General features: G+C 67.0%; 15 protein-coding genes and 2 pseudogenes. 3 read left to right on the top strand and 14 right to left on the bottom strand.

Translation table 11 applies throughout. The features are described from left to right. Positions 1 to 36: 36 nt before the first annotated feature. Positions 37 to 450, bottom strand: a complete 414-nt coding sequence (locus tag ACWCP8_RS39065) for a hypothetical protein (protein ID WP_451121247.1) — start codon at positions 448 to 450, stop codon at positions 37 to 39. After that, entirely contained in the window at positions 447 to 1,016 is a 570-nt protein-coding gene (locus ACWCP8_RS39060; RefSeq protein WP_451121245.1) for a hypothetical protein, read from the bottom strand. The genes ACWCP8_RS39065 and ACWCP8_RS39060 overlap by 4 nt, the downstream gene beginning before the upstream one ends. A gap of 314 nt (positions 1,017 to 1,330) precedes the next feature. Here ACWCP8_RS39060 and ACWCP8_RS39055 point away from each other — a divergent pair, with 314 nt between their 5' ends. After that, complete coding sequence (locus tag ACWCP8_RS39055; protein WP_207812195.1) at positions 1,331 to 1,684, top strand: VOC family protein; 354 nt, start codon at positions 1,331 to 1,333, stop codon at positions 1,682 to 1,684. 189 nt (positions 1,685 to 1,873) lie between these two features. Here ACWCP8_RS39055 and ACWCP8_RS39050 read toward each other — a convergent pair whose 3' ends face one another. The 6 genes and pseudogenes from ACWCP8_RS39050 to ACWCP8_RS39025 all read right to left on the bottom strand — a co-directional run bounded on the left by ACWCP8_RS39050 (position 1,874) and on the right by ACWCP8_RS39025 (position 9,020). Then, entirely contained in the window at positions 1,874 to 2,275 is a 402-nt protein-coding gene (locus ACWCP8_RS39050) for a hypothetical protein (RefSeq protein ID WP_352271971.1), read from the bottom strand. After that, positions 2,272 to 4,371, bottom strand: coding sequence for a hypothetical protein (locus ACWCP8_RS39045; protein ID WP_352271969.1), 2,100 nt, complete (start codon positions 4,369 to 4,371; stop codon positions 2,272 to 2,274). The genes ACWCP8_RS39050 and ACWCP8_RS39045 overlap by 4 nt, the downstream gene beginning before the upstream one ends. Next, on the bottom strand, positions 4,368 to 5,879 hold the full coding sequence (locus tag ACWCP8_RS39040) for a hypothetical protein (RefSeq protein ID WP_352271967.1): 1,512 nt from the start codon (positions 5,877 to 5,879) through the stop codon (positions 4,368 to 4,370). Before ACWCP8_RS39040 ends, ACWCP8_RS39045 begins: the two co-directional genes overlap by 4 nt. A gap of 395 nt (positions 5,880 to 6,274) precedes the next feature. After that, on the bottom strand, positions 6,275 to 7,822 hold the full coding sequence (locus ACWCP8_RS39035) for a tyrosine-type recombinase/integrase (protein ID WP_451121242.1): 1,548 nt from the start codon (positions 7,820 to 7,822) through the stop codon (positions 6,275 to 6,277). A gap of 43 nt (positions 7,823 to 7,865) precedes the next feature. Next, a pseudogene (locus ACWCP8_RS39030) lies at positions 7,866 to 8,336 on the bottom strand (integrase); the annotation flags it as partial. 168 nt (positions 8,337 to 8,504) lie between these two features. After that, a complete protein-coding gene (locus ACWCP8_RS39025) occupies positions 8,505 to 9,020 on the bottom strand; it encodes a GNAT family N-acetyltransferase (RefSeq protein ID WP_352271963.1) in 516 nt (171 codons plus the stop codon). Between the two features lie 370 nt (positions 9,021 to 9,390). Between ACWCP8_RS39025 and ACWCP8_RS39020 the strand changes: the two genes are divergently transcribed. After that, on the top strand, positions 9,391 to 9,846 hold the full coding sequence (locus tag ACWCP8_RS39020; RefSeq protein ID WP_352271961.1) for a GNAT family N-acetyltransferase: 456 nt from the start codon (positions 9,391 to 9,393) through the stop codon (positions 9,844 to 9,846). A 103-nt stretch (positions 9,847 to 9,949) separates the two neighbouring features. Here the strand turns inward: ACWCP8_RS39020 and ACWCP8_RS39015 are convergent, their stop codons facing one another. From ACWCP8_RS39015 to ACWCP8_RS38990, 6 genes and pseudogenes are all read right to left on the bottom strand, one after another. Next, on the bottom strand, positions 9,950 to 10,852 hold the full coding sequence (locus ACWCP8_RS39015; protein WP_352271959.1) for a phosphotransferase family protein: 903 nt from the start codon (positions 10,850 to 10,852) through the stop codon (positions 9,950 to 9,952). Between the two features lie 194 nt (positions 10,853 to 11,046). Beyond that, entirely contained in the window at positions 11,047 to 11,553 is a 507-nt protein-coding gene (locus tag ACWCP8_RS39010; protein ID WP_451121239.1) for a hypothetical protein, read from the bottom strand. Next, entirely contained in the window at positions 11,537 to 11,977 is a 441-nt protein-coding gene (locus ACWCP8_RS39005) for a hypothetical protein (protein WP_451121237.1), read from the bottom strand. Before ACWCP8_RS39005 ends, ACWCP8_RS39010 begins: the two co-directional genes overlap by 17 nt. A gap of 184 nt (positions 11,978 to 12,161) precedes the next feature. Then, a complete protein-coding gene (locus ACWCP8_RS39000) occupies positions 12,162 to 13,037 on the bottom strand; it encodes a DUF3626 domain-containing protein (protein WP_451121261.1) in 876 nt (291 codons plus the stop codon). Between the two features lie 82 nt (positions 13,038 to 13,119). Continuing rightward, a complete protein-coding gene (locus tag ACWCP8_RS38995; protein WP_352271983.1) occupies positions 13,120 to 13,452 on the bottom strand; it encodes a hypothetical protein in 333 nt (110 codons plus the stop codon). A 241-nt stretch (positions 13,453 to 13,693) separates the two neighbouring features. Continuing rightward, positions 13,694 to 14,155, bottom strand: a pseudogene (locus ACWCP8_RS38990) (recombinase family protein); the annotation flags it as partial. Positions 14,156 to 14,303: 148 nt separating this feature from the next. Here ACWCP8_RS38990 and ACWCP8_RS38985 point away from each other — a divergent pair. Then, entirely contained in the window at positions 14,304 to 14,855 is a 552-nt protein-coding gene (locus ACWCP8_RS38985; protein ID WP_451121235.1) for an SMI1/KNR4 family protein, read from the top strand. Positions 14,856 to 15,441 lie beyond the last annotated feature (586 nt).

Genomic DNA, 15,441 nt, shown 5'->3' with positions numbered 1-15,441 from the left:
GGTAGCCCAGACCTGCGGTCGGAGGCGCCCGTCTGGTCATTCTCCCTTCGGATGGAGGGGTACGACATTGGCTGGTGCCTCCGCCGAGCTCTCGCTCAGATTGTGGCCCTGACGAGTGAGGACGGCGTTCGCGAGTGCGAGTTGAGTGACTTGGTGCCGGAGTGCCGTGATTTCGGCCCTCTGCGCGGCAACTGCTTCCTTCAGGTCGGACACAGTCTTGCGGAGCCGCTTTTCCGATTCCGGGGGTTGCTTCGTCTCGGTGCGGACGCGTTCGTAGAACTCGGCCTTCAGGTCCGCATGGCGCTTCTGGAGGGCCATGCGGTGAACACCGGCTTCGGCCGCGAGAGCGACGACGGTCAGTGCGCCGTCGGAGGCCGTGGGCTGGCCGGTGAGTAGCCGGTCCATGGCGGCACGGATGCGCGTCCGCTCGTCGGTGGATTGCTCGGTCACGACAGGTCCTCGGCAGATTGGGCAGTGGCGTGGTGAGTGTCGGCGATGGCGCGGTATTGCTCGGCGGCGATGCGGAGGCGCCTGGCCAGCGGCTGAGGGGAGAGGGCCGCGAGTTTGTTGATGCGGTCGGTCTCTTCCAGCAGTTCGGTCGCGTGGCTGTCAAGGCAGACGGCGTTCCCGCAGCCGGGGCGGCAGTCGAACTGGTTCGGGGCGGTTGCGTCGGGGCCTGGTTCGCAGAGCGCGTTGTCGCGCTTGAAGACGCAGATCAGCGAAGCGTCCGGGTTGTCGAAAAGGACCAGGCCGTCGCGGGCCAGGTAGTCGGCGGGCTGTTTGGCGAACTTCTGGGTGACGGTACGGCCCTCGAATCGTGGCGCCTGGACCGCGGCAGTGAGGGCTCGTCGGGCGGCGGGCCCGGAAATCTTCTCGCCGGCGGCGAGGCGGTCCCGCAGCCGCGCGGCGGTGTCAGCGGCGGCCAGGGCGGTCTCGACATCAAGGATATTGTGGATGCCGCGGCGGCTTCGGCTGCCGTACCCGCTGGACGTACGGGCGTCGAGGACGGTGCGCATGTGGCCGTACTGGATCGCGAGCGCGACGAGCCCACCAGGTCTGCGGGCGATGTGCCACGCCAGGTTGTGGACATGGTTGAGAACTGACCGTTGACCGCTCCTCTGCCCCGGCCCCGATGGCGGTCGGCGGCATAGCACAGGATCTTGGGTGATGTCCCCTGGAGGGGTGTAGCAGCGATCACTTCTCGCGACTTGCTGCTACCACATCGCACTACTACACCGCTCTGCGGGACACGATCCTCACACCGGACCGGCGGGCGACGGCAGTCACCCCCAGCCCTGGCAGCCAGCCGACCCTGTTTATGATCACGCCCATGGCACTCGAATGGGAACAGATCATCGTCGACTCCTCCGACCCCATCGCCCTCGGGCGCTGGTGGGCCGAGGCTCTGGGCTGGGTAGTGGTCGACGAATCCGAGGAGATCATCGAGATCCGGCCTGAGCCGGACCAGATGCCGGGGCTGCTCTTCGTGCCTGTCCCCGAGGGCAAGACGTCGAAGAACCGGCTCCACCCCGACTTCCGCCCCGACGACCAGGAGGCCGAGGTCGCCCGGCTGCTCTCCCTCGGTGCCCGGCCCGCCGACACCGTGCAGGACGAGCAGCACTGGGTGACCCTCCTCGACCCGGAGGGCAACGAATTCTGTGTCCTGGGTGAGCGGAAGAGCTGAGCGGGGCCGGGCAGCCGTTCGGACGAAGGTGCCGGACGGTTTGCCCACCCGCAGCTGCCCCAGCTGCTGCTCGCCGACCCGGCTGCGCCGGGTGCTCTGACCGTGGTCCGTGCATGGCTCCGGCTGGTGCGTTGATGACGCGCGGCTCGGCCCGGAAGACCTACGAACTACCATCTTGTGGCTTCTTGTTCAACGACGTGGGGTCCTGCTGTTGATGCTCGTGACGTTCGACGTCTCCTCCAGTGCCTCTTTGAGTCGTTCGTTGCGCAGGGCGAGGTTCTGGATCTGGGCAGCAGCGAGGGCGAGTTGAGTGGTCAGCTCGCGGTTGCGCCGCCGGAGCTTCGCGTTGCGGGCGACGAGTCTGTCGTGCGCGGTCGGACCAGTGCGAGGGGCGGCGGGGGTGGCCCGGTGATCAGCGATCTCTCGGGCGATGTCGGGGTAACGGCGGCGGAAGGTGGTGTTGGTCAGGTCAAGGCGGCGGGCCAGCATGAGGACACTGGGCTGCTTGTTGGTCTCGCGGCAGGTGTCCAGCACCTCCTGGAGGTGCTTGCGGACCAGGGCCTCGGGCAGGTCGGGGACGTTGCGGGTCATGCCGGAACGTCCTCCTGTCCGTTCGCCGTCAGGAACTCGACGATCTCAGCCCGTCGGCTCTCAAGGAGCTGTCGAAGGCGGGGTGGCAGCGTCGGCCGCGAGGCGATGCGCTTGTCGATGCGGACGATCTCGCGTTGCCAGGCGGCGATGTTCTCGGGGGTGAGCGTGACGTTGCGGCAGGCCAACGGCAGGCATCCGCCGTGCGAGGGAAGTCCCTCGCTGTTGCCTCGGCGAGCCCTCTCGCAGAGGGCCTTGGCCGGATCGTTGACGCAGGTGATGTACTCGCCGGGATAGATCGCCGGGTCGTGACGCCTCATGATCCTTTTGAGGCGGTGCCTGTCCAGCGCGACTTGGCCCTGGAACTGCGCGCGCTCACCGAACTCTGTGAGCCGACGGGCTGCCTCTTCGGCGGACGGACCGGTTAGTCCCGCGTGCTGGTGGGAGTCGATCATTTCCATGTAGACCTCGCCGCGGGCGATCGCCTGCTCGCTTTCAACCTCGGCCCGGAACCCTGAATCGCTGGTCCCCGCATAGCCTTCGAACATCTGGATGCTGTGATGGCGGTATTGGAGGGCTCCGGCGACGACGCCGCCGGGGTGTCGCGCAATGAACCAAGCCAGAGTACGTCTGAAGACTCTCGTCTTGAGCCGGAGTGCATGGCCCTGACCAGCTGTGATGGTGTCGGTGCGTCCCCGCTCCGTGCAGAGCTCGTTGACGAAGTCGGCGAACAGATTGAGGTTCTGGTTGGTGGCGCCGACGCCGACTGCTCGATCAACGCCGGCCTTCATCGGCTGGCCCGGTCCGTGGAGGAGGGCACCCATGAGGTAGTTCTGGCTGGCGGGCTGCAACTGCTCAAGCACTCTGATTGCGCGGACGACGGGCTCGCAGACGGTCCATGTCGCCTCGACGCCTTCTGCATCCTCTTCGCCCTTGAACGCTCGGCTGTGTACTCGCCAGCGGTAGGCATTGCCGTCCTCGTCGCGCTTGGCCTCCACGCAGTCGCGCTTGATGTGTTTGACCTCGCTGTCCCGCATGCCGCTGAGAAAGGCGATCACGATGTAGCAGGCGGACTGCAGGTGGCGTGCGAGGGCGGCCAGGCTGGTTGGCAGCGTGTGATGGATGGTGACCGCCTTGATCCAGGGGCGGCCGTCCAGGGCCCCTTGGATGGCTTCGTCGACGAAGGCGGCATCCGCAACGCCGACGACAGCAGCCGCTGCGTCGATGGCCTCGCGGCGTTTGCTGATCTCTCGGCGGTGGCATTTCAGCGTGGCGGCGAGGTGGCTGATGTTGATCTTGCCTTGATAGCCAGGCAGGGGCCGTCGTGCCGCGATGTGGTCATCAAGAAGCTGCTGTAGTCGTTCGTCGATCCGGTGGCTGGTCACCCGTCCCACGCCCGCGGCCCGGATCTCGCGCCATCTGCGGTCCGCTTCGAGGATGTCCGGAGCGAAGTCGTCGATGAATCGCAGTGCCCAGACCAGCAAGGGACCCAGAACGTCTTCGGGGAGTCGGCCGGTCCCGTTCTCCCGACCACGTTGGGTCCGTTCTTCGCCCCACCCGTCGAGCTGCAGCGGATCGAATCGGAGCTGGTCATTCCCGAGGTGAATGCGCCAACGCCAGAGAAGTCGTACTGCGGCTCGAGCGGCTTCTCGGGCTCCGTCCCGGTGAGGGAAGAGGGTCAGCAGATGCCGGTTGTAGCGGCCCAGGTCGGCGGGCGAGATGGCGGACAACTCGACTCGGTCGGCGGGCCAACTGGAGTCGAGCCAGGTCAGCAGGCGTTTCACTTCGCCGAAAGCGGTGCGGACCGAGGCGATCGAGGGGCGGTTCTCGCCAGGTGGCGATTCCAGTTCCGAACAGAGCAGTGCATAAAACAAGCGCTTGGTGGCGAGGCGGAATCGCGCCGGGATCGTGGGGAAGTTGAGCACTACTGTCCGTTCCTGGACCTGCACGATCGCCGGCGCCAGCCGCCAGACATCGTCGCTGAAGCGCGCGGTGTCCTCCAGGCGGGTCCCCGGCCGCAACGGGCGCCCGGCCAAGACGTGGACGTACGCGTTCTGCAGTGGCGCGTCGTGGATGCCCGCGCTCATGAGGTTGTTCATGGCGTCTCCCAGGGTGCTTCGACGAGATCGAGGAGAGCGTCGGGGACCTGTTCCTTCTGCGCCTGGGCGACTTGTGCCGGGGTGAACTTGCCGAGAACGTCGCGGCGGACAGCGACCCAGACGAGGCCGTAGCGCTTCCACCACTCCTCCTCGCTCATCCTTTGCCGCAGACGTCCCAGGGCCTCGAGGAGAGCCAGCAGGCGCGGCAGGTGATCTTGGGTGATCAGACAGTTGCCGCAGAGGAAGCAGAGCAAGAACGAGTCGCCGCAGGGCTTGCCGGTCTCCGGGTGATGCTGGAAGTCCCCGCAGGCACTCCAGGCCGTGTCGAGGTGCCCGTGGGCCAGGTCATGCGCGGTTCCTGGAGCCAGGCCGGCTCCTGTCAGTTGGTCCGGTGTGCTGCCGCTCGGGATGACGGTGGGGCTGCCGCGGCGGCGGACGACCTCGGCATGCGCGTCCCGGGCGGCCTGCTCCGCGTCGGCGAGCGCGTCGGCCATCACTCCCTCCGCCCATTCACGGGTTGATGGATCTGGCCGGAGGTAGTTGGTGTAGAGCACCTGGGCCGTGTTGCTCTTCGCCGAGGACGGCAGGTGCCCACCCAGCTGGCGGGTCCGTCGGGTATCGACGCTGGTCTTGATCTTGTTGAAGGTCACCTGAAGCGGCATCTCGACGGAGGGGAGGGCGTTCTCCTGCCCCTTCGCCGACTCGGTCGGTGCAGGCGGGTCGGCCAGGACGGGTTTCGTGCGCGTCGCCGCCCATGTGCTCAGCTGCAGCTGTCCGCCGGCCCGCAGGTCCGCGTCGAACGGTGCGTAGTGCTCGTGTCTCGTCCCCCTCGCGTGGACGCGGTGGCCGTTGCGCCACACGCAGAGCGCAGACGGCGAGTCGCAGAACGCCCGGCTGCGAGCGGTCAGCTCAAGCAGGAGGAGATAGAGACCGCCGGGTGTGTGCAGCTCGCGCCCTTCCGGGCCGATCTCCCAGGTCACGGTCTCGAACCAGCGGTCAGCTCCGCGGCGCCGTTTCACCAGGCGAACCTCGACCGCCCGGTCCTCGAGGAGCCGGTGACGGGCGGGCAACTCCTTGAGTGTCTCTCCGTTCCGTTCCGTCACGAGGGCCAGGAGGACCATCAAGGGCGCCAGGTCGTTCCAAGTCAGGAACAGGCGGGCAGCGAGTTCCCGCCGTTCCCGCCATTGATCAATCCCCGTGCCCGGGGGGACTTCCCCGGTCTCAGCCATGCCCGCAAGTACCTGGGCCAGCTGTTGCTGCTGTGGAGGGATGCCCTCGGACTCGTCCTGCTGTCGGCGTACCAACTCCTCACCGGCGCGGATGCGCCGGACGATCCGGGCGGTGTCCGCCCGTGCAGCGGCAGTCAGCCGGTCCAGTTCGCCGGCCGAGTATCCGCCCTCCGGACTCGTCCTGGGCCCCGGCAGGCGCCTCGCGAACGCGTCCCGAGCCTCCATGGGGATCTGGTCCCGGATCTTCTCCTGACCGAACAACACCTGCAGTTCCGCCATATCCCTCTGCCGCGTGCCCGCCGCAGAGTCCGTGCGGGTATGGAAGGCGTTGACGTGATAGCGCGTGAGTTGCGCCGGCACCACAGGCTGAGGGTCCAGCGAGGCCAGGAAGTACGTCCATCGCCGGAGGGGCAACCACCTGTTCTGGGCTCCGGAGAGAGTACGAAGCCCGCCGCCAGGGCCGGTCCGCATCGCGAATGCCTCGGCGAGGAGAGAATGCCACCCAGGCAGTGGCAGCTTGCCGACATCGAATGTGCCCCGCCGGCCGTCCTCACCGTGGAAGTCGACGACGAGTCCCCCTGATGCCCCTTCGTGAACGAGGGCTGGGGCCTCGTAGTCCGCGGCTGGCAGAGCTGACCGGCGGGCCGGCCCGGTGCTGCCCCGGCCCCGGCGGGTCACGGCGTCGTCTCCTTCTCCTCGGGCAGGTCCTGCGGGGGCTTTTCGTCGCCCAGGGCCGCGGCCGGGGTGTCGCGGGGGTCCTCCCAGGTGTCGGGGACCAGGGCCATGCGGGTCTCCATTTCCAGTTCCTGCAGGGCGTGCAGATAGATCAAGGTCGACAGCTGCGAGGCGTGTCCGAGTCTGCGGCGGACCCAGTCCATGGGGTCGCCGAAGATCCGTTGGTAGTGCAGTCGCTGGGCCGGGTTCATGTCGCCGAGTGCGGCGATGTGCCCGCGCTGGAGCTGCTCGAGGGTGATGACGGCAAATGTGTGCCTTAGCAGGTGGGCGTGGGCAAAGAGGTCCAGTCCCTGGTCTTCGCACCGCTGGTTGGCCGTGGTGAACATGTCCTTCCATGCCGACAAGGTCAGCGGCATCCCGCTCTCACCGAGCCAGAACATCGCGGGCGCCAGGCCCTGTTCGGTGTCGACCAGTAGCCGCCGACGCTCGCGCGGGCCGAGCATCCGGACGTTGATTTTCTCGCCGCGGTGGATGCCGCTTGTGTACTGGGCCAGGTGCGGCCTCTGCGGATCGGCGATCACGATCGGCCGTCGGATCTTGCGGTAGCGGCCTGCGTCGCGGGCCTCCTCGATGACCCACTGCCGGTCCTCGGCCGCGTAGGCCGTCAGGTCCCGCCGGACCGAGGCCGGCTCGTAGACCCATCGCGCGGAGTTCCGTTTCGCGATTGCCTTGGGCAGCCAGGACTTGCTGTAGCCAGTCGGGCCGGGTCCGGTCGGCACTTCCGTGATCAGGCGGCTGGCCTGCTCTTCCAGCCGCAGGCCGGTGCGGACCGTGGAGTCAGTGAAGGTCCCGTTGCGCGACGCCCACCGGCCGCGGAAGTTGTCCCGGGGCAGGCCCTCGCGGTCGTAGCCGAGGACTCCCACGTCCCGCCATCGTCGGTAAGACGGTGCGGGCAACCACTCGATCACCTCGCCACCGGTGTCGTGAGCGTAATTCGCTGGCACTGTCTCCCTGGCGTCCACCGGCCTCGAGCGGCGCCTGTTCCCCTTCTGCTCGGCCTTCCCGTCACGTCGCGGCCGCTGCGGGATCGGCACTTCCGACACCCACTGCTTGCGCTTCGCGTAGACGTAGAACTGCTGCAGATGGGAGACCTCCTGGCTCCACGTGTCCCCGTCGACCCGCGGCCCGCGGGGATCAAGGCGCCGCCAGTAGTGATAGGCCGTGTGATCGGCCTCGGTCGCGTCCCGCCAGTCCTTCCCGCCCCGGCTCTGATGCAGGAAGTTCAGCTTCCTGCAGAGGGCCGACGCCCGGTTGATCTGACTGTTCAGCGGGCCCTCCAGGAGGTTCACCCGATGGAAGTACGAGTTCAGGTACGTGTCGTAGACGAAGCGCGGCGACAACAGGTACGGCGTGCCATCAGGAATGCCCAGGTCATCGAGCCACACCTCCCACTCGTCCGGGGAAATCCGCAGGTGCCAGGGCTGCGGCTCAGGCTGCGGCAGGTCCCGCGAGCTGTAGTGGACTGACCAGGCTCTATGTCTCAACACCCGCGGACCGTACAGCTACCTGGTCACTGACCGAGCGTGCACAAGCCAGGGTCCGGCGGAACCGCCCGAGCCCGATGGCGCCGTGAGGGTCTTGGGGGACGCCCTGGTTCTGCAGCCCATGGGATTCGGTCTCCCGGTTGATCCAGGCGATGAAGTCCTCGATCCGCTGGTTCATGCTGCTGTTCTTCAAGGCGCCGCCGCGCTGGCGGCCGCGGGCAAAGTCGTGATGGGCGGAACCGAAGAGCAGTTCGCCCTCGGGGACCATGCGTTCAAGGACTCGGATCGCGCGGACGACCGGGGTGATGGCGACCCAGGGGACCTCCCGTACCTCGCCGGCCGAGACGTGCTGGCCGTCGTCGATGGTGACGTTCTTGTAGTGGTGACTGCGGATGAGGTGGCGGCTGCCGTCCTCGGGGTCGGGGCAGCAGCCGGACCGCAGACCTTGTACTTCCTGCGGTCGCATGCCGGTCAGATAGAGGCAAACGATCATCGCGGCGGTGGCCAACTGCCTCATCCACCAGCAGCACCCCACCAGCTTGTGAGACAGCACCATTACCATCGCCCCGGATACGGACGCGCGGATCCACCCCACCACGCTGCTTCACCTGGAAAGTGCCTCTTCCCTGCGACGACTCGACCCTAGACAAGCGCTATCACCCCAGGTCAGAGGCACTCTCCTGAGTCAAGGAATGCTCAGCGTTGTGGGGCAGGTCCGGACGTTCAGAACCATTGTGTCCGAGTTGCCGTTTCGCCCGACCCGGGTGAAGCCGAGGGCAGTGTAGAGGTGCATAGCGGGGTTGCCGTCCTCGACGCTGAGGCTGAGCCGAGCGACCGGGGCCAGTCCCCCTGCGGCGGCCTGGATCAGCGCCTCCATCAGGGCCCGACCGTGCCCGCGGCCGCGGTGTTCGGGCAATAGGCCGAGGGTCAGCTCGGGGACGTCCGGCGCGACGAAGCCGTATCCGGGCTCACTCTCGGGGAGGCGCCGCGCCCAGACCGCGCCCATCGGTTCGCCGGCGTCGGTCTCTGCGATGACCCCGAAGTCGTCCCTGTGGGGCCAGCCGACGAGGTAGCGCGCGGCGTGCGGCTCAGCGGCGAGCTGCTCGGCAGTGAACCGCTGCTCGCCGCTCCAGTTGTATGCCTCGAGCAAGATGCGCCAGAGGAAGTCGGCGTCGCGGGCGATGGCAGGGCGGACAGACATCAACGGCCTTCGGGTCGGGAGCGGTGCGGGCCGACGATAGGTCGCCATCTGCAGATCGGCAAGGAGATTCGTCGCGGGACGCCTGCCCCACCGGTCGACCCCCCGGAGGGTTACCGGGAATCTCCGGGACTGATGTCCAGCCGACGATCACCCGCTACTTGTCTGCACCTCAGGAGTGAAGTCCTCTTACTGCCCATCAGAACCCCGGAATGCCCTATCGCCCCAGGTCAAAAGCACTCCTGGACATGTTGGTCACGCTCAGGTGCTCTGGCTCATGAAAGCGCGAGGCTAACGACCTGGTCCGGGATGGAGGACCGGGAGCAGGCGGGCTTCTGGTGCGAACTGACAGCATGGACTCATAGACGATGCAGTGGGCCTCGGTGAGTTCGGTGTGCGCCGCGCGGGTGAGTCGGAGTCGGACGCGCTGGCTGAAATCGACGCGGTCGCAGTCGAAGGTGACAGCGAGCGACAAGCGAGCATCCGAGGGTGGTGCCAGCAGGGCCTGGTGGTCGTAGCGGAGGACGCCTCTGGCCTGCTCGGCTACTGCGTGGTTGAGTACACGTTCTTCGAACAGGGCTTCGTCACGATGCTGATGGTGGCGTCATCAGCCCGCGGCAGAGGCGTTGGTCACCGGTTGCTGGACGCCGTGGCCGCCTCGTGCATGACCCCCAAACTGTTCACCTCGACCAACGTCTCCAACCAGCCGATGCAGCGACTGCTCCAGCGAGCCGGATGGAGCCCGGTCGGCCTTCTCCACGGCCTCGACGAGGGCGACCCCGAACTGTTCTACCTCTGTCGGCCGCAGATCGGGCGGATGCACCCGTGATCGGTGACCCGTGACCCGAAGCGGACCGCACGGGTTCGTCGCCAGGCCAGCACGTCGCGGCCTCAATGGTGGACCACGCCGTAATCACTTCGGATCAACTCGTCTAGGTCCCATCAGCGCGGTTCAAAAGGATCACCACGCGATCGAGGAGCTTGCTCACATTCTGGATGCCTGGCTGTAGCTCTCGCTGGTGGACGAAGACGGTGAGGTCGAGGACAACTTGGGCGAAGCAGTAAGCAAGGGCGCCGGGGCCAGCGACCTGCTCGCCGGCGCTGCAGAGCATTTCCAGCGCTTCGGGCGTGATGTCATGGGCGCTCAGCAGCGTTGCGTAGTCGAAGGCGCGAGTGCCGCTGCCCAACGCTTCGATGTCGATGACGCCGCTGACGTGGTTTCCATGGAAGAGGATGTTGCCGGGGCGGAAGTCTCCGTGGACCAGGTCACCCGTGGGCAGAGCGACGGGCCCGTGGGCAGCGAGTAGTCGCTCGCAGGCGTTGACCAGCTTCTGCCCCGTTGGGCCAGTCTCGGCTGCCCCCTGAAACAGTTCGTCGCGCTGGTCGGTCATCTGCCCCGTCAGGAACTGAGACCAGCACCGCTGCGGGTCGGGGTCGAGGCCCGCGTGCGTCTCCAGGACGTCGATCAGCAACTGGGCCTCGCGTGAGGTCACTTGGTTCCGGCTGCGTCCGGGCACGAGTTCCTGAATCTGGTAGCCGAAACCGTCGGTTGTAACACCGACGACAAGCCATGCTGGGGTTGGGTATCCGATCGAGTGGACCTTCGCGACGCCGCTGGCAGCGCGCTCGATCTGCGAGGCCCAGCCGCGGTCAGGGCTCCATTTCAGCACCGCCTGTTGTCCTGTGCCGTCGGTCAGCAGCCAGGCTCCCGATTGGAATCCGTCATCGAATCGGTGATCCAGCTGGAAGTCAGTGCCATGGGCTTGGTTGGCCTCGTTCAGGACAGTGAAAGCAGTGTCCGTGTCGGCTCGGTCAGGCATGTGGCTCGGGGCCATAGTGAGATCTCCTAGGCATGTCCATGAGCCGCGGTCGGATGCCGACGGCGGCGGAGTGCACCTTCGACCGCCGGTCAAGCCGGCGGCATGGGAGATCAAGCCACGTGCGGCACGTTATTGCGCCCGAATCGTGAGTCGCAACTCCATTTCCGGCCCGCCGGTAGGGCGGACAGTCAGAGGGCGCTCTTCAGCCGTCAGCTGCAGGTGCCGATGGCGGTGGTCCTGGCGCGGGGGACGGTGGCCAGTTTGGCGGGCGGTGGCGGCTCGGGGGACGGCTGTGGGCTGCGCAGGTGCGTGATCTCGTCGTGCTGGGCGGCGAGCCGGGACAGTGCGAGTCTCTTGAACTCGGTCAGCTCCTCGATGGTCGCGTCCCGGTCGGTGACGCGGTCCTTCAGTTCGGCGTTCTGGGCCTTCAAGCGCTCGATCTGGGCGTCTCTGGGGTCTGGCGCCTCCCCGGCTTCCCGGAGGGCCGCCAGGCGGCGTACGAACTCGTCACCAAGGTGCTGGTAGGGCCCTTCCCGGACGCTGCCGTCCCGGTCCCTCTTCGGGTAGAAGCCGGTGCGGGTCACTCCCGCCTCTGTCGCGAGGGTCTTGAGGTCGCATCGGCCGCCGGGCGGGAGTTCGCCGCGAAGGAGCCGGTCCATGGCGGCCCGGATCGCTTCCTCGTTCCGACTCCGGTCGGTGTCACTGATCCTTCCCATGCACTCCTCCAGTAGCGGTGGCCAGGGCCGCGTCGATGGCGGCGACGACGTGGTCAGCCCGCTCGGCCTCGGCGGTGAGTCGCGCCTTCTCGGCCTTCTGGGACCGGCCGATCTTTCCGATGAAGACCCTGCTGCTGGCGGCGGCTGACGCCCAGACGGGTCGATGGCAGGGGTGGTGGGTGGCCTGCGGGCATCGGGCGGAGTCACACATCCCAGCCAGAGGGCGGCTGCGGTCCTTGTTCTGGGCGAGCTTGAGGCGGAGGGCCTTGTCCGGGTCGATGAACCAGCAGTAGTTCGCGAGGCCCAGGTGCAGGGTGCCGGCTCGCCGGGACAGCAAATTGATCACTTCTTGGTCGCCGTTCTTGATCTGCGGGGCCGCGGCGTCCTGGAGGAGTTCGTTCTCGACGGACTTGAAGAAGCTCACGAGGTCACGGGCGCCCGGGCCGGCCGGCTGGCGGCCTGCCTGGAAGTCGCGGAAGGCCTGCAGGGTCAGGTGAGGTTTCGGTTGTGTTCCGACTCTCCGACCTCGGCGAGGAACTTGGCCTGTGCTCCGCCGGGCCGGTTTAGTGGTGGAGTCGGGTATTGGAACTGTCCGAATGCCTGCCTGATCACGCGTTGCGTTCCTCGGGTTCCCCGAAGCGCGCCAGACAGTGCCACACCTTCTTGAATGCTTGCTGGTCATGGAGTCCGGTGCGTGCGGCGTCACCGATGATCCGCGGATCGAGATAGCCGTCAACGGCGATCTCGGTTCCCAGGTCGACGTACTCCTGTCCGCGGTAGTCCGGGTGGCGACCGAGTTCCTCGACGGCAAGCCGGAGCCCTGGGTACCATTCGAGTGGGCATGACAGGTCGCGGGCTGCTGCCTCCACTACGGTTCCTCGATAGCTCGGGTCCAGGACCAATGCCTCGACATCGCGGTTCAGGACGAGTGGCCCGTGCACCTGTGCCTCGATGTAGTCGTCTAGTGCATCCTGGCTATCGGCCTCAGCCAGCTCCATGAGGGACATGCTGGCCGCGACACCGAACGCCGACGGCTCGAAAAAGCTGTCCGGGTAGCAGAACGTGGCTCGCGAGAGGGCCTCAGCAGTCAGCCGAAAGTGCGCGGAGCCGAACCGGGGCGCTCCGCCGAGCGGCTTCCGCCGGAAGTTCAGCGCGCCGTAGACGGGTCGCTCGTGCGCGGGCGCATGGTCATACGCACCCCCGAAGATCCGGCTCTCCCAGCGCCACCGGTCGCCACCGGGATGGGCTGTCAAGCCGCCGTTACTTGCGCCCGTGACGAACTGGGAGTGATAGACGCCGTCCTCGGCCAACGCGAGCAGGATCGGCCGGTCGCGCACCGTGCGATCCGGGTGAAAGTTCAGAGTCACTCGCAGCGCAGGGTCGACCGGGGCCCCGGACGACAGCGATGCAACATGACGGATTGCCTGTTCCTGCGGAGACGGGACTGTATCAGCGTTCACCAGCGCAGTGTGCCTGAGCTTGATCAACTGGTGCACCTGGATTGGCCTGCGGCCCCGTGACCTGCTGTTCACGGTGCTTGACGGTGGGAAGATCGGCATTGAGGCGTCACGGGTGGGTGCGGCTGCTGACGTCGGCGGCGTAGGCGGCCCAGTCGCCGCCGGATGCCTTCTGCCACTGGACGGCGACTTGGATGTGGACGCCGAGCATCCGGGCGAGGATCGCGACGGGGAGTTCGGCGGCGAGGGTGAACAGGGCTGTGGAGCGGTCTTGTTGAGGCCAGATGCCGATCTTGTGCAGCCGCAGGCCGATCTGACTGTCGCTGAGGGGACGGCCGGGCTGTCCGCCGGGGAAGAGCCAGGGGACATCGTCTGGGGTGCCGATCTTGGCCTTGCCACGTCGGGTCACGACGAGCTCGCGGACCAGGGTGGCCAGCGGCATCGGGAGGATGACGGGCGAGGTTCCCAAGGAGATCGCAACGGTCTCGCCGGTGATGTCGACATCGTCGATGGTGAGTTGGCTGATGGTAGCGATCTTCTGTGCGTAGAGGATCAGCAGCAGTCCGGCGACGCGATCCCCGGTGGGCAGTGTGTCGTCGTTCCGGGTCCGTCAGCAGAGCGCGAGCGTGCCGCACCTGTTCCTCCGCCATCGCGGGCGGCCGGCCGATGCGCTCCCCGCGGGCCCGCGCTGCGGCCAGGCCCTCGTGAGTGCCCTGCACGATCAGTTCCCGGATGAACTCTGCGAGTGCGGCGAACACGTGGAACACCAGGCGGCCGCCCGGAGTCGTCGTGTCCAGCGACTCGTGAAGCGACTGAAAGCCGATGCCGCGCTTTGGCAGGCCGGAGACGATGGAGATCAGGTCTTGGATCGAGCGGCCCAAGCGGTCGAGGGAGGGCACCACCAGGGTGTCGCCGGGCCGGAGGTAGTCGAGGCACTTCCACAGTTCCTCGCGCTCCACGTTCTTGCCCGACTTCTTGTCGGTGAAGATCCGCGTACAGCCGGCCGCTTCCAGCGCCGCGATCTGTCGGTCGAGCAACTGTCCCTTCGTGGAGACGCGCCCGTACCCGACACCGGCGCCGGAGGAGTTCGCAGGGAAGGCTTCCAGTGGGCTGTCAGCGTCCGCCCACTCAGCGGTAGTCGTCATACACGGCGCCGTACAGAAAAGGACCCCAGGGCGTTCCTGGAGCCGAAGTCGTCCTCGCGCACGACGTTGCGCTTCTGGGGCGCTTCGCTGCCGGGCCGTAGGGTGCGCCGTCAGGCCGTGAGGTAGACGTTCAGAGAAAGGAATGACCATGGGGGACGTGCAGTTGGCGTGGCAGCGATTGGTGGACTGGCTGGAGACGAATGCACCGACGACTGCGTCGTCGATCCTTGCTCCCGCTCCGCCGGCAGCGATCACTGCGGCTGAGGAGCGCATGTGCGTCGTTTTCCCGGTCGAGCTTCGGACGTGGCTCCAGGCATCCGGGGCCGACAATGACCCTGAGGGTGTCACGGAGGGGGTCGTGCCCGGCAACCGCGATTTGCTGGGACTCGCGGCCATGGAGCGGACGTACCACTTCAAGATGGAGATCGAGCGCGACGACCCGTCCGACGATCCGGAGTTTCCCTTCTGGCATGAGCAGTGGATTCCGATCATCTCGGACGATGATGCTTGTTACGGCAAGTTCCTGGATGCGCGTAGCGGTCAGATCGGTTCATTCGGCGATGGGGATGCGCCATCCTTCGGAGTTCACGAGTCACTGACCGTTCTGTTCAGCGAGACGGTCGTCCTCATGGAGCAGATTTCTGCGGGGGCGCAGGGCGCAACTGGACGTGTTCAGGGCGGCAGGCTGATCTGGGACTGATGATCGGCGTACGCACGTAGGCCCACGGTGCCGACCGACACCACGGGCCCACTGCTGTTTCTGCTGTGCTACTGCGGCTTGGCTGCGTCGATCCGGTCCTGGTCGCCGTCAATGACTGCACTGCTTTGGATCTCCCACCGCGATTTGAACCTTCGCCGCACCGTTCGAGATCCACTTCCGATACACGGCCTCAAGACGCACTGCGACATGGTTCACGACGACGAGGTTAGTTTCGGACGGAGGTCGGCTCATACTGCGATCGCTGGTGGCCACTCGACGAGGTGGCCCCGCTCGAAGTGGGCTCCACGGCGGACGAGGGCGACGAGGGCCGCCCGGGAGCCGGCAAATAAGGCCGGCCCCGAGGGCCACGGCGAAGAGCCAGAAGTTTCTGACCGGCGGAAGCTTTGCGGCGGAATCGACGATCACAGAGGCCGCCTGTCCGGCGATCCGTGGCGCGGACAGGCGGCCTCAGGGGTCATGTATCTCAAGGGTGGTCGTGGGCGGGCCGGGGGGGGGCGCCCCCCCGAGCGAGGCCGCCGGGGCCGGGGGCGGGCGCGGGGGGGCCGGCCGGGGGGATGCCGGGGCC

The organism is Streptomyces sp. NPDC002206 (assembly GCF_053593595.1).
Note: the sequence above shows the minus strand (reverse complement) of the source record. Positions and strands in the feature narration are given on the sequence as shown.

Excerpts from the sequence above, each read along its gene's own strand:
- ACWCP8_RS39010 (WP_451121239.1), bottom strand. The coding sequence starts at position 11,553 with ATGGGAAGGATCAGTGACACCGACCGGAGTCGGAACGAGGAAGCGATC.
- ACWCP8_RS39050 (WP_352271971.1), bottom strand. The coding sequence starts at position 2,275 with ATGACCCGCAACGTCCCCGACCTGCCCGAGGCCCTGGTCCGCAAGCAC.
- ACWCP8_RS39015 (WP_352271959.1), bottom strand. The coding sequence starts at position 10,852 with ATGGCCCCGAGCCACATGCCTGACCGAGCCGACACGGACACTGCTTTC.
- ACWCP8_RS39055 (WP_207812195.1), top strand. The coding sequence starts at position 1,331 with ATGGCACTCGAATGGGAACAGATCATCGTCGACTCCTCCGACCCCATC.
- ACWCP8_RS39025 (WP_352271963.1), bottom strand. The coding sequence starts at position 9,020 with ATGTCTGTCCGCCCTGCCATCGCCCGCGACGCCGACTTCCTCTGGCGC.
- ACWCP8_RS39045 (WP_352271969.1), bottom strand. The coding sequence starts at position 4,371 with ATGAACAACCTCATGAGCGCGGGCATCCACGACGCGCCACTGCAGAAC.
- ACWCP8_RS39040 (WP_352271967.1), bottom strand. The coding sequence starts at position 5,879 with ATGGCGGAACTGCAGGTGTTGTTCGGTCAGGAGAAGATCCGGGACCAG.
- ACWCP8_RS38985 (WP_451121235.1), top strand. The coding sequence starts at position 14,304 with ATGGGGGACGTGCAGTTGGCGTGGCAGCGATTGGTGGACTGGCTGGAG.
- ACWCP8_RS39060 (WP_451121245.1), bottom strand. The coding sequence starts at position 1,016 with ATGCGCACCGTCCTCGACGCCCGTACGTCCAGCGGGTACGGCAGCCGA.
- ACWCP8_RS38995 (WP_352271983.1), bottom strand. The coding sequence starts at position 13,452 with ATGCCGCTGGCCACCCTGGTCCGCGAGCTCGTCGTGACCCGACGTGGC.